The organism is Paenochrobactrum glaciei (genome assembly GCF_039522165.1).
Classification (GTDB): domain Bacteria; phylum Pseudomonadota; class Alphaproteobacteria; order Rhizobiales; family Rhizobiaceae; genus Paenochrobactrum; species Paenochrobactrum glaciei.
On sequence record NZ_BAAADE010000019.1, the window covers coordinates 1 to 12,792 of the forward strand.

8 protein-coding genes and 3 pseudogenes are annotated in these 12,792 nt (G+C 47.5%); 1 reads left to right on the forward strand and 10 read right to left on the reverse strand.

Annotated features, from left to right (window positions below; genetic code table 11):
- Window positions 1-208 precede the first annotated feature (208 nt).
- Together ABDZ76_RS16955 and ABDZ76_RS16960 are read right to left on the reverse strand one after the other, a co-directional pair.
- A pseudogene (locus ABDZ76_RS16955) lies at window positions 209-454 on the reverse strand (DDE-type integrase/transposase/recombinase); the annotation flags it as partial.
- Window positions 449-1,508: pseudogene (locus ABDZ76_RS16960) on the reverse strand (IS110 family RNA-guided transposase); the annotation flags it as partial. The pseudogenes ABDZ76_RS16955 and ABDZ76_RS16960, both read right to left, overlap by 6 nt.
- Window positions 1,509-1,727: 219 nt before the next feature.
- On the opposite strand from ABDZ76_RS16960, the pseudogene ABDZ76_RS16965 reads away from it, so the two are divergent.
- Window positions 1,728-2,246 (forward strand): annotated as a pseudogene (locus ABDZ76_RS16965) (IS3 family transposase); the annotation flags it as partial.
- Window positions 2,247-2,982: 736 nt separating this feature from the next.
- Here the strand turns inward: ABDZ76_RS16965 and ABDZ76_RS16970 are convergent.
- The 8 genes from ABDZ76_RS16970 to ABDZ76_RS17005 form a co-directional block, all read right to left on the reverse strand.
- The gene (locus ABDZ76_RS16970) at window positions 2,983-3,948 is read right to left on the reverse strand and encodes a LysR family transcriptional regulator (protein ID WP_343808350.1); all 966 of its coding nucleotides are present in this window, start codon (window positions 3,946-3,948) and stop codon (window positions 2,983-2,985) included.
- 104 nt (window positions 3,949-4,052) lie between these two features.
- Window positions 4,053-5,315, reverse strand: a complete 1,263-nt coding sequence (locus tag ABDZ76_RS16975; RefSeq protein WP_343808353.1) for an NAD(P)/FAD-dependent oxidoreductase — start codon at window positions 5,313-5,315, stop codon at window positions 4,053-4,055.
- Between the two features lie 249 nt (window positions 5,316-5,564).
- The gene (locus tag ABDZ76_RS16980) at window positions 5,565-6,755 is read right to left on the reverse strand and encodes a M20 aminoacylase family protein (protein WP_343808356.1); all 1,191 of its coding nucleotides are present in this window, start codon (window positions 6,753-6,755) and stop codon (window positions 5,565-5,567) included.
- Window positions 6,756-6,782: 27 nt separating this feature from the next.
- A complete protein-coding gene (locus ABDZ76_RS16985) occupies window positions 6,783-7,757 on the reverse strand; it encodes an ABC transporter ATP-binding protein (protein WP_343808359.1) in 975 nt (324 codons plus the stop codon).
- Window positions 7,758-7,771: 14 nt separating this feature from the next.
- The gene (locus tag ABDZ76_RS16990) at window positions 7,772-8,758 is read right to left on the reverse strand and encodes an ABC transporter ATP-binding protein (protein WP_343808362.1); all 987 of its coding nucleotides are present in this window, start codon (window positions 8,756-8,758) and stop codon (window positions 7,772-7,774) included.
- A complete protein-coding gene (locus ABDZ76_RS16995) occupies window positions 8,758-9,684 on the reverse strand; it encodes an ABC transporter permease (protein ID WP_343808365.1) in 927 nt (308 codons plus the stop codon). Before ABDZ76_RS16995 ends, ABDZ76_RS16990 begins: the two co-directional genes overlap by 1 nt.
- Entirely contained in the window at window positions 9,650-10,609 is a 960-nt protein-coding gene (locus tag ABDZ76_RS17000; RefSeq protein ID WP_343808368.1) for an ABC transporter permease, read from the reverse strand. Before ABDZ76_RS17000 ends, ABDZ76_RS16995 begins: the two co-directional genes overlap by 35 nt.
- Window positions 10,610-10,741: 132 nt before the next feature.
- Window positions 10,742-12,517 carry a peptide ABC transporter substrate-binding protein gene (locus ABDZ76_RS17005; protein ID WP_343808371.1) on the reverse strand — a complete coding sequence of 592 codons (1,776 nt, stop codon included), beginning with the start codon at window positions 12,515-12,517 and terminating at the stop codon, window positions 10,742-10,744.
- Window positions 12,518-12,792 lie beyond the last annotated feature (275 nt).

Below are 12,792 nucleotides of genomic sequence, written 5' to 3' on the forward strand. Positions count from 1 at the left end.
AACTGCGAAGACTATCGGCAGAACAGCCGAGCTTATTAGAAATAGCCACAAGTGCAGCAGTTTCACTCGTATACTCACTCAGATGCTCAATCAGCATGCCAACAGCACGTTCACGGAATTCGGACGAATAACGTTTCGATGTTCTCTTATGTTCCATAGGGTCAACTCTATTTGAAGTTAGACCCTCCGGCAAACCCGGTGCGGTTCAGACAAATGGCTCGATACCTGCTTCTGCCAGCCGCTCAGAATAACGAATGGATACGTATTGAACACCGCGATCCGAATGATGTACGAGGCCGCCGCCATGAGCAGGACGCCGATCATGTAGAGCCTGCTGCAGTGCATCGAGGACAAAGCCTGTATGTGCCGTCCGGCTCGCTCGCCATCCAACAATACAACGGGCGAAGACGTCGATCACGAAGGCCACGTAGACGAAACCCTGCCAAGTGGCAATTTGAACCTGATTAATCTGTTTGTGCCGTCGCGTGATAATATTGAAGATTTCGCGTGCGATGTATCGTTTGAGACAACGGATCGCTTCGAGCTTTGAATGGCTCGCGGATACGCGGCGTGCAACATATTCTTTCGTCTTTGGATCCAACCTTAAGCGCCCGATTGAGATGATATGTAAGGCACTGTTCGCCGCACGGTCTCCGCCTCTGTTCAAACGATGTCTTATAGTCTTACCGGACGAAGCGGGAACCGGGCTGACACCACACAGAGCAGCATAACTGGCTTCCGATTTGAGGCGCTCTGGATTATCGCCTGCGGTCAACAGCAATTGGGCTGCGCTATCCAATCCTATCGAGTGACCTGCGCGCTAATTCTCTTACGAGGGTCTCTATCATTATGTCCAGGTCGGCAATTTCATCGTGCAACTCGAGATATCGCCGCGCCAGTGATTTAAGCGCTATCCTATATGCTTCCTCGCCATCTCAATAAGCCGTCAAATCTGGTCGCCATGTCGCCAAGACCCTGATTAACTGCATGCGGGTCATTTTGCGTAAGGTCTCGCGCAGCACATCAGGCGCACACACGATTGTATGCTGAATTATCTGCAGCGCGATCCGGCGCGCCTGGACAGCGGTTTTACGGCAGGTTTTGAGCACTCGCAGGGATTCCACCATGCCATTCCGACTTCGCGGGGTCACTGTGCGTCGGTTTGCGAAAGCTGCATGAGCCGCACTTTGCGCATCAAAATCATCGTTCTTGCCACGCCGTCTGCGGTCTTGTTTGTCTGGAGTTGTTACTTCGAGGACATCCACGCCCGCGTTTTGCATATATCTTAAAAGGCCTGCCCCATAACTACCGGTGCATTCAATGCCAATACGCTGCAGCTCGCCAAACGATCGCATCCAAACCAGCATCAGCCTATAACCCTGGCGTGTAGTCGCAAAACTTTGCGTCCCCAGCACCCGATTTTCGTGGTTTACGATAGAAGCAACGTGAAGATCTTTGTGCGTGTCGACATCGCCGATAACGTGGCATGTTTGTGTGGATTTGGCCATGCTATTATCCTTTCCGGCTTTTGAGTAAATAAGCCTTATCGGAAAGAATGTACGGACAGGACAGTCATGAGACCAAGCGGTCAGGCCCTTCTTGGGTCACGTAACATCTTCGAGACGCAGCCTCACCGCAAAGCGTTCAGGATGGTGGACAGATCCGGGGAAAGACACGTGTTTGGTCGATCTGTGTGAGGGTCACACCATACCGGAAGCCTTGCTGCACCAAACAGGCTGTGGGTTTCGGATTTTACCTATGTCGCTACTTGGCAGGGTTTCGTCTACGTGGCCTTCGTGATCGACGTCTTCGCCCGTTGTATTGTTGGATGGCGAGCGAGCCGGACGGCACATACAGGCTTTGTCCTCGATGCACTGGAGCAGGCTCTACATGATCGGCGTCCTACTCATGGCGGCGGCCTCGTACATCATTCGGATCGCGGTGTTCAATACGTATCCATTCGTTATTCCGAGCGGCTGGCAGAAGCAGGTATCGAGCCATCTGTCGGAAGCGTCGGCGACAGTTACGATAACGCCCTCGCAGAAACGATCAACGGTCTTTACAAGGCCGAGGTCATTCATCGACGCGGACCATGGAGGAGCTTCGAAGCGTTCGAATTCGCTACCTTGGAATGGGTCGACTGGTTCAACCACCGACGTCTCCTGGAGCCCATCGGAAATATACCACCGGTCGAAGCCGAGGAGCAGTATTACGCCAGGCTGGACGAAGCAGCAATTGCTGCGTAACTTAAACGAAATGGCCTCCGGTAAACCCGGTGCGGCTCACTATGGCACTTTAAGAAAAATATCTTATAATCGCTTTTAGCCGAAGAATCTGCCCGCCTTCGAGCTCTGCTCGCCGCCGATGTGTGTTTAATGTCACAGCAAATTCGGATGTATTCGAACGACGTTCATGCCAGATTCTCGGACAGTACCGCTCCAAGCAACGAAAAATCTCATGACCCCAGATGATGAATCGGCATTGACTGCCGACGTAACAGCACTCGCTCTCCAATATGGTTAGCCATCAGAGTTGAGAGAAAGCTAAAGGCTGTGGATATCATCGACGTCCTGACAGACCTGTTCATCTTGTGCGGAATGCATAGCCATATTCGTTCCGATAATGACCCAGAATCATCGCCAAGACTTTAAGGGAGGGGGTTGCGCTTGTCCATGAAAAGACAGCCTACATTATACCCTCAGACCATGGGAGAACGGGCTATTGCGGCAGTTTCAATTCCAAACTCCGCGACGAGCTACTCGACGGAGAAAATCTCCGTACTCTAAGTGGCAAAGAGCATCATCTAAGGCCGGAGACTGCCCTACTACATTTGTATGTCCGCACTCATCACTGAACTATATTCCACCAGCACCCGAAGCCGCCGTAAGGATTGACCAGATGACATATCTTCAACGCGGGCAAGTCAAATATGCATTAACATTAAACTTGGACCACCCGATGCGGGCAGATCAGGATCCAACACTAGTCATTCATAAATTTAATTTCAGCGCCATAAAATTTATTACTAACCGATCTTAAATTTTCATGAAATATTTTTGCTGACTCAACCATTTCATCAAAAAACATGCTTACAGTATTCGATGCAGAATTATCTCTACGCCAATAGGCATAATAATCCGATGCTTTTTCAGTTTCCAATGGTCTTATCGCTATAGGCATCTTCAAATATGGAGCAACCGCGCCATGATCAACAACCGCGATACCAACACCTGCATTTGCAACGCCACAAGCCAAACTGGACAAAGTAATTTCTGACACCAGATTTGGTTGGCAATTCTCTTCAAGAAAGCTCTTATCCATAATATCTTGCACGCCCTCAAAAGGTGAAGAACGTATATAGTTTTGTCCATTGAGATCCGAAATTTTTATACTCTGTTTTTTTGCAAGTGGGTCATCCACGTTCATGACACAGAGCAATGGATGCGTGCTGAATTTTTCACATACAATCCCTGGGGCATTAAGTGGTAAAGTCCCAAAGCCTATATCAGCCTTATGGCTAGAAACCAGTTTCACCGCATCATTTGAGTGGCGCGCGATAACTTTTGTTTGCACATTTTCCAGTTTCATATGCAACTGACTTAAAGCTAGGGGTAAAAAAGCGAGAGCAACGCTTGGAATTGTAGCAATGGACAAAACCTCACTGCGGCTAGTCGTAAGACCTTTCGCAAACGTATTGATATGATCAATACCCGTATAACAACGGTCAATCTCTTGATAAAGGCGCTCAGCTTCTTTGGAGGGAATTAACCTTCCTGCATTACGATGAAACAAACGGCAACCAACAATTTCCTCAATCTCTTTCAGCAACTGACTAATGGACGGTTGTGTGACATTTAAGATAGCAGCAGCCCCAGTTACCGTACCGGTAAACATAATGGCGCGAAACCCTTCAATATGCCTAAATTTAAGAGGATCTCGCAGATTCATTATGTATCTCTCTGTGGTAGAAACTGTAAAACAATATACGGGATCACGTCCCATTGAAAAGCCTCTTACAGCCTCAACCCGGATATACAAAATAGAATATCTGTTCAGCCAGACATCAAATTGAAGCGCTTTCTTGAATAAGGCTCAACCGGAATAAATGTTGGTTCATCCATCATTATTTGTGCCAATAAAAGTGCAGTACCGACACTACCGGTCAATCCGAAATGCCCATGTCCAAAATTAAAGAATAATCCCGGGATCTCCTGACAGTGATCTACTAAAGGCAGGCTATCAGGAAATGATGGGCGGCAGCCCATCCAACAGCTGAAGTCATCACTTTTTACATTTGGAAAAACAGCTTGAATGTCGTTAAGTAGCATGAGCGCACGCTCTTCTTTAGGCGGGCGATGCGAAGCGGCAATCTCCACTGTTCCCGCAATACGTAAACCGTCAGATAAAGATGTAATACCAACAGAACGTGATTTATGGGAAATGCTGCTGATCAGATTGACACCGGAGTTACGAAGAGTGAGGTGATATCCACGCTCACTGGTCAAAGGCACTTTTATCCCCAGTGGCTTGAGCAATTTCAATGAATCTACACCTGCGGCAATCACCACTTTATCTGCCGAGAGTTGGCGCAAATTTGTATAGATCATAAAGCCATGACCATTCAACGGAACAATTTTCAGTACTTTTTCGTGTAATCTTTCGCCGCCCGCAGCAAGAAATTTACGTTCAATTGTCTCCGTCAAACGTTGTGGTGAAACAGTCTGTGCATTGCCTGGTACAAAAATCGCCCGCTTCACATCATGTGAGATACCGGGGCATAAATCATCAAGTTCGCCTCGGGTCAGCAATCTGGAGGCAATTCCCTGTCGTTCACGTAATTCAGCCTCCAATTTAGCCAATGGAGTTTGTTCCGCCAAACTCCACACATGGATTTGGCCGCAGAGTGTTATCAGTTCATCAAATTCTGAGCCTAACAGCGTTTTCCAAAGATCCAGAGATGGTTTATGCAGGCTGCGCATTGCTTCTGAAATTCGCAGTACATTCTTCAAACGACTGGCATCGATCCAACGCAGCAGCCATGGAAAGACAGACGGAAAATCCGCAGGATTCACCACAAGCGGCCCGTTCGGATTTAATAGCCATTTGGGCACTTGCGATAACATGCCGGGAAGAGCAATCGGCACAGATGTCTCTGCGCTGATCATGCCTGCATTACCATAAGATGCGCCGCCGGGTGACGGACACGGGTCCAGCACACTGACCTGACATCCTCTTCTGGCAAGATTGAGCCCCGATGTAAGCCCTACAATTCCACCACCTATGATCAGGACTTTACAACCGTTCGCACTCTGCATTTTATAGTCTCATTTCAAAATTATAATCACTTGAAGCAAGTGATATCCACTCCATTAATTGCTTCAATTCAAAAAAAATAATACTGTATTAGTCAGAGCATAAGTTTATAATTGTATTTTTATAAGCCATTGAAATGTAATATTATTAAAGCATTAAAAAACGGATTACTTTGCAAGAAACCCGTTTCATTTATTAGCTTATCTCACCGCAAATGGGTTGTATCTTACCAGCACAGCCTGCTGGCGCTTTCATGGCTGGATTTCATAGCCCTCAAGCGGTAAAGCCCGCTCGACAAGTCGTGCCCAATAACTTGCACCGATCGGTAAGATCGCATCATTAAAATTATAACGCGGATGATGCAGACCATAGTCATTATCCGTCACAGCCTGACCAATACGCACAAATGAGCCGGGTTTAGCTTGTAACATATAGGCAAAATCTTCACTGCCCATACTGGCTTCACCATTACGTGCCAAACCGTCTGCACCAAGTAATTCCTCAACCACACCACCTGCAAAATCTGTTTCATCAGGATGATTGATCAAAGCCGGATAGCCTTTGTCATAAGTCAAATCAATTGCGCATCCATGAGCATCGGCAATCCCATCACAAAGGCTTTTAACACGATCTTCAATCAGACTGCGTACTTCAGGATCAAATGTCCGGATAGTTGCGGTTAATCTGGCCGTGTTAGCGATGACATTAATGGCATTACCTGCATGAAACTCACATACACTGATCACTGCTGGTGCCATCGGATGCGTATTGCGCGAGATGATAAGTTGTAAACCTTGATATAGATGAAAACCGACAGCAATTGGATCAATCCCCTCATGAGGACGTGCCGCATGAGAACCTTTACCGCGAATGATGATGGTTGCCAGATCGGCACTTGCGAGCATTGCACCCTCGCGGGTAGCAATTGTTCCTACTGGTAAGCGCGGGTCATTGTGCATACCCCATACACTGTCACACGGAAAGCGTTCAAAAATCCCCTCATCCATCATGACCTTAGCACCGCCGCCGCCTTCTTCTGCCGGCTGGAAAATAAAGGTCGCTATTCCATCAAAATTACGGGTTTCTGCTAAATAACGAGCAGCCCCTAACAACATCGTTGTGTGTCCGTCATGACCACAGGCATGCATTTTTCCCGCAACTTTGGAGCGATAGGGCAGATCGTTCAGTTCTTCAATCGGCAGCGCATCAATATCAGCACGTAAACCGATAGACCGGCTACCGTTGCCACGTCCATGTAAAATGCCGACAACACCGGTTTTAGCAATGCCGGTATGCACCTCTATTCCCCATGAAGCCAATTTTGAGGCGATGAAAGCCGCCGTCTTTTCTTCTTCAAAACTGGTTTCCGGATATTGATGTATTTCCTGTCGCCATGATGTCATGTCATCATGAAAATGCGCAATACGCTGATATAATGTCATCTTTATCTCCCTTTTCGAACCCAATTATCAATCGTGTAAATGACAGGCGACCCAATGACCATTGGAAGTCTGCTTAAATTCTGGTCTCTTCTCACTACATACAGCTTTGCGCACTGGGCAACGCGGATGAAAGTGGCATCCGGTAGGCGGATTGATAGGATTGGGCACTTCACCTTGTAAACGCTGATGATTTTTAGCTACTCGTGGATCAGGTACAGGAACAGCTGAGAGTAAGGCCTCGGTATAAGGATGTAACGGGCGCTGATAAAGTTCTCTGGCCGGAGCCATTTCCACAATACGACCGAGATACATCACCGCTACGCGTTGACTGATATGCTCGACAACAGAAAGATCATGCGCGATGAAAAGATACGAAAGACCGAACTTCTCTTGCAAATCGCCCAGCAGATTGATGATCTGCGCCTGAACGGACACGTCAAGCGCGGAAACTGCTTCGTCACAGACAATCAGTTTTGGTGAAACTGCAAGCGCACGGGCGATACCGACACGTTGACGCTGACCGCCTGAAAATTCATGCGGATAACGCTTCAGATGGCTGGCATTAAGCCCCACCGTTTCAAGAAGATCAATCACACGATCTTGCAGATCTTTTTTATTTTTCACCAAATTATGAATGACCAGTGCCTCACCGATCGCAGCCCCCACGGTCATACGGGAATTAAGTGAAGCATAAGGATCTTGAAAAATAATTTGCATATCACGGCGCAAAGCAATCAACTCACGCGCATCAAGAGCAGTTACATCCTGACCATTAAAGCGAACCTCGCCGGAAGTAGGTTCAATAAGACGTAAAACACACCGGCCAGTCGTTGATTTTCCGGAGCCGGATTCACCAACCAGCCCCAGCGTTTCACCCGCTTGAATATCAAAGCTCACATTATCAACGGCATGCACTTTGTCTGTTGTGCGGCGTAGCAGGCCAGTCTTGATATCAAAATTTCTGACCAGATTTTTTACATGTAAAAGCGGTTCGGAAGTCATTTTATTTCCTAAGGTCAGTATTGAACGCAGGCAACTTTGTGCCCGGGTGTAATCTCGCGTAAGGGAGGAATAGCCTGCGTACATTCCGGCCTCGCGGCTTTACAACGTGGTGCAAAACGGCAACCCGGTGGAGGTACCAGAAGATTGGGAACTGAACCGGTAATGGTTTCCAGTTTAGCCTGACGCTCCAGATTACGGTCGATCCGCGGAATGGAGCGGATAAGCCCCTGTGTGTATGGATGGAGTGGTCGTTCAAAAAGCGCACCGACTTCGGCCTCTTCCACAACACGCCCAGCATACATCACCACGACGCGCTGCGTGGATGAAGCAACGACCCCCATATCATGGGTAATGAGCATAATAGCCATGTCCAGCCGCTGCTGCATTTCACTGAGTAAGTCCATGATCTGCGCCTGAATTGTCACATCAAGTGCGGTGGTTGGCTCATCAGCAATAATCAATTGCGGCTCGCAAGACAAAGCCATAGCAATCATCACGCGCTGGCGCATACCGCCGGAAAACTGATGCGGATAATCATGCACACGTCGTTCAGAGGTTGGAATACCAACAAGACGCAACATTTCTGTAGCTCTATCCAATGCATCTTTACGTGATAGTTTCTGATGTTGGCGTACCACTTCAGCAATCTGCTGACCAACTGTATAAACCGGATTGAGCGATGTCATCGGCTCCTGAAAGATAATCCCGATTTCGCGGCTGCGCACATCACGCATTTCTTTTGGCTTTAACGGCACCAGATCTCTGCCGCGCCATAGAATTTCACCGCCTGCAATTTTCGCAGGAGGCATTTGCAGTAGCTTCAAAACGGAAAGTGCCGTCACTGATTTACCGCAGCCGGATTCACCAACGAGTGCAACTGTCTCACCACGGCGTACATTGATGTCCACGCCATCAACAGCCTGCACAACACCTGCATCCGTTTGAAAATGGATTTTCAATCCGCGGATATCCAGCAAAGGAGGTTCAGAAGAAAAAGTCATCAGACAACCTTTCGTGGATCTAGCGCGTCACGAAGACCGTCACCGATATAATTAATAGAAAGAACAGTGATAAAAATGATGCCACCGGGAAACAGTGCCCAATGTGGTGCCACATCAAGATAATCCTTGGCATCATAAAGCAGACGTCCCCATGTCGGCACATCCGGCGGAAAACCTAAACCCAAAAAGGACAAAGTGGATTCCGTAATGATCGCGGCAGCCACATCAATAGTTGCTGCAACAATTACTGGCCCCAGCGCGTTAGGCAGAATATGACGCAAAACTTGCCGCAGTGGTGAAGCGCCCAATGCGCGTGCCGCTTCAACAAACTCTTTTTCCCGCAATGAGAAAAACTGTGCCCTCACCAGTCGTGCTACCGGCATCCAGCGGAACCCACCGATCACCACAACAATGAGAATAAACATCCCCATTTCAGGGCCTGCTATTTCTTTCAGTGGGTCACGAAACAAATAAATCATCAACAGGAGAAGCGGGATTTGCGGTAGGGAGAGGAAAAGATCTGTCAACCACATCAAACCTGCATCCACACTGCCGCGTGAAATACCGGCGATAGCGCCAACAATCGTACCAACTAAAACCGCCATCAGCATGGCCGTAAAACCCACGGCTAATGATATACGCCCGCCATAAAGAAGACGCGCAAGAATATCCTGACCAAGATCGTCAGTGCCTAGTGGATGCGCCGCAGTTGGCCCCTCCAACGTGGAGGTAAAGTCAATCTCATTAATACCGACCTTCCAGATCATAGGCACGAACAGGATAGCGAGTACCAGAAGCGATAGCAGCCATACACTGAATACTGCGAGACGATGGCGGCGAAACCGCAACCAAAATTCTCGTGCCGGTGAAACGCGATCAATGGATGAAGTGTCAGTGGAAGGAGATGCGAGGGTCAAGCCAGCCATAAAGAAGATCCGCAATTAAATTAAACAAGATGACGAGACAAGCGAATACAAATGTAACAGCCATCACGACAGGTGTATCATTGGAAAGGATTGCATTGATCAGAAGTGAACCTATGCCCGGAATACGGAAAATCTGTTCAGTGACAATCGCACCGCCAAAGACAACGGGCATTTGCAACGCGATAAGTGTCACGACTGGCACTAAAGCATTGCGTACAATGTGCTTTATAACGATTGCCATCTCGGAAATGCCTTTGGCACGCGCTGTGGTCACATGATCAAGGCGCACAACCTCAAGCACCGCAGAACGGATAAAACGCACCCAAGAGGCTGCTTGGAAAAGACCGAGAACCGCAACTGGCATAATCGCCTGCTTTATATGTCCCCATATCCATGCGAAGCCTGTCGCGTTAATCTCACCCTGATAGACAAAAGGCAGCCAGTTGAGGGTGATGCTAAACACCAAAATGAAAACAATGCCTGTGAAAAATGTTGGTAATGAAAAACCAACAAAGGCCGATGTATTGGCGATTTGATCAAACCACGAATAAGGGCGAATTGCAGCATAAACGCCGACAGGAAAAGCGATCAGCAACGCCAATAATTGTGACGTACCGATCACCAGCAGCGTAGCCGGAAGGCGTTGCAAAATAAGTGTATCAACATCCACACGACTGACAAAAGAAAATCCCCAGTCGCCCTGCAACATGGCAAAAAGCCAGTTGAGATAACGCTGCCAAATTGGATCATCTAATCCTAACTTGATACGTAAAGCCTCACGGGTTTCGGGTGGGATAGCAGGATTACTAGCCAGTTCCCCGAATGGATCACCCGGTGCAAGGGCTAAAACAAGAAACAGAATTATACTGATCCCAAGCAGGCTCGGGATCGCGACGAGTAGCCGCCTGAGCACATAACTAAGCATGATTTTTCCAAAAAGGATAATGTCCGGGCAAACCGGCGTTTAGAGCGCTTCTCACGTTGATTTGGTAGGCGCTCTAATTGATTGTCTTTAAGCATACTTCATCGAAAGCTTATAAAGCCCCCAGAATCCGTTCTAAGATGTGCGATACCAGTCTTTTAGAATCCAAAGATTGCTGTCCCAGCCGCTCAAGGGTGCATAAAGACCGTTGATAACCGATGCTACCTTATTACGGCAAACCAAAGGTATAATCACAACATCATTGACCACCAGATCATTCATACGAATAAACATATTCGCACGTTTAATTGGATCAATCTCGCTCTGCGACTGCGCATAAAGTTTGTCGTATTCCTCATTGCGCCAGCGGCAAATATTACGTCCCTGCCATTTATTCGTTTTTGAGGACACTTCGTTACTTAGAAATTGTAACATTATGTCCTTTGGATCCGGCTGAGGCATGGTTGTAGTATACATCTGCATGTCTGCATAGAACTTGCCATATGTATCCGGGTTGCCCACATCGGACGAAAAGAAGACAGAACCAGCAATTGATTTTAGTTCAGTTTCAATGCCTGCTTTTTGGAAAGCCTGCTTGATAATGGCCTGTGTTTTTTGGCGTGGGGCATTGGTGGAAGTTTGAAAAACAAGTTTCAGCTTAACGCCGTCTTTCTTGCGAATACCATCGGCACCAATTTTCCAGCCGGCTTCCTCAAGGAGCGCAATTGCTTTTTCTATACTAAACTCGTGCATTGTGTTCTGAGATTCAAATCTTGGCAGATTATTAAGCATATTTTTAGCAACCGGGCCTGAGCGCCCATAAATATGCTTTTCAAGCGCATCCCTATCCACCAACAAATTAATGGCCTTACGCACATTCAGATCACTGAGAAACGGATGAGGTGCTTCAATGCTGGAACGCTCACCATCCACTTGTTTAGTCGGATCAGTCATGTTGAGTTGAATAATTTCAACATCACCCGACGGGACGATTTCTGATGTGCCTTTACCTCCGGCTTCAAGGCGTTTCAGCAAGGCATCTTCGACCTGCACATTCCAGGCAAAATCATATTCACCGGCTTGCAATACGGCACGCGCTGCCGAAACTGCATCGCCGCCGCCTTTCATTTCAACTGCATCGAAATAAGGTCGATTATCTTCATGGTAGTCAGGATTAAGACGACCTTTTACAACATCACCAGGGCTGAAAAATTCAAATATATAAGGACCTGTGCCCACCGGCGAAAGATTAGCTGGCGCCTCCCCTGCATTCGCACCATTATATTTTTCATAATGATGCTTAGGGATCAGCATACCGCGCGTACCAACAAAGGCATCTGCCCAAAATGGTGTCGGATTATCAAAATCGATACGGATTGTATGATCGTCAATTTTGCTGACTTTAAGCCCTGCATAGGCACCAGAGGTCATTGCAGCTACATCAGGGTTAGAAGCATATTGCCAGTTAAAAACGCAGTCATCCGCTGTGAAGGACTGACCATCATGCCACTTAACGCCCTGTTTCAGTTTCCAGATAACAAATTTGCCATCTTTATCGACACTACCATTTTCAACAGACGGAATTTCTGCCGCCAAAAACGGCACGAGATTTCCTTCCGGATCCCATGCCGCTAACGGCTCATAAAACAGACGTGCGCCATCCTGATCTTTTGTGCCCAACGCATGATGCGGATTTAATAATGTTGGCCCCTGCCACCACAGGAGTTTCAGTGTGCCACCACCACCACGTTTTGTCGGAAGATAGCTGGATTGGCTTGCTGCCATTGCAATACCAGCATTGGCCAGAATATGCCCCGCAACCGGTACTGTAAGCCCGCAAGCAACAAGCATTTTGATAAAGTCCCGTCGCGCCAATTTACCTTCGCGCACACTTTCAACATATCTTTTCATAGTGCCTCCCAGCTCATTTATGAAAAAACATCACTACTAAAATTCTGCCAAAGGTGAGTAGTGTGAAAAGATTTATGCTGCATTAGTTAAAACGAATATCGAGCCGGATAATGTCTTGTTAATTTGAAGATTGTGTTTTTTTAAATTATGAACCGCACCGGGTTTGCCGGAGGGTCTAACTTCAAATAGAGTTGACCCTATGGAACATAAGAGAACATCCCAACGTTACTCGTCCGAATTCCGTGAACGTGCTGTTGGCATGCTGATTGAGCATC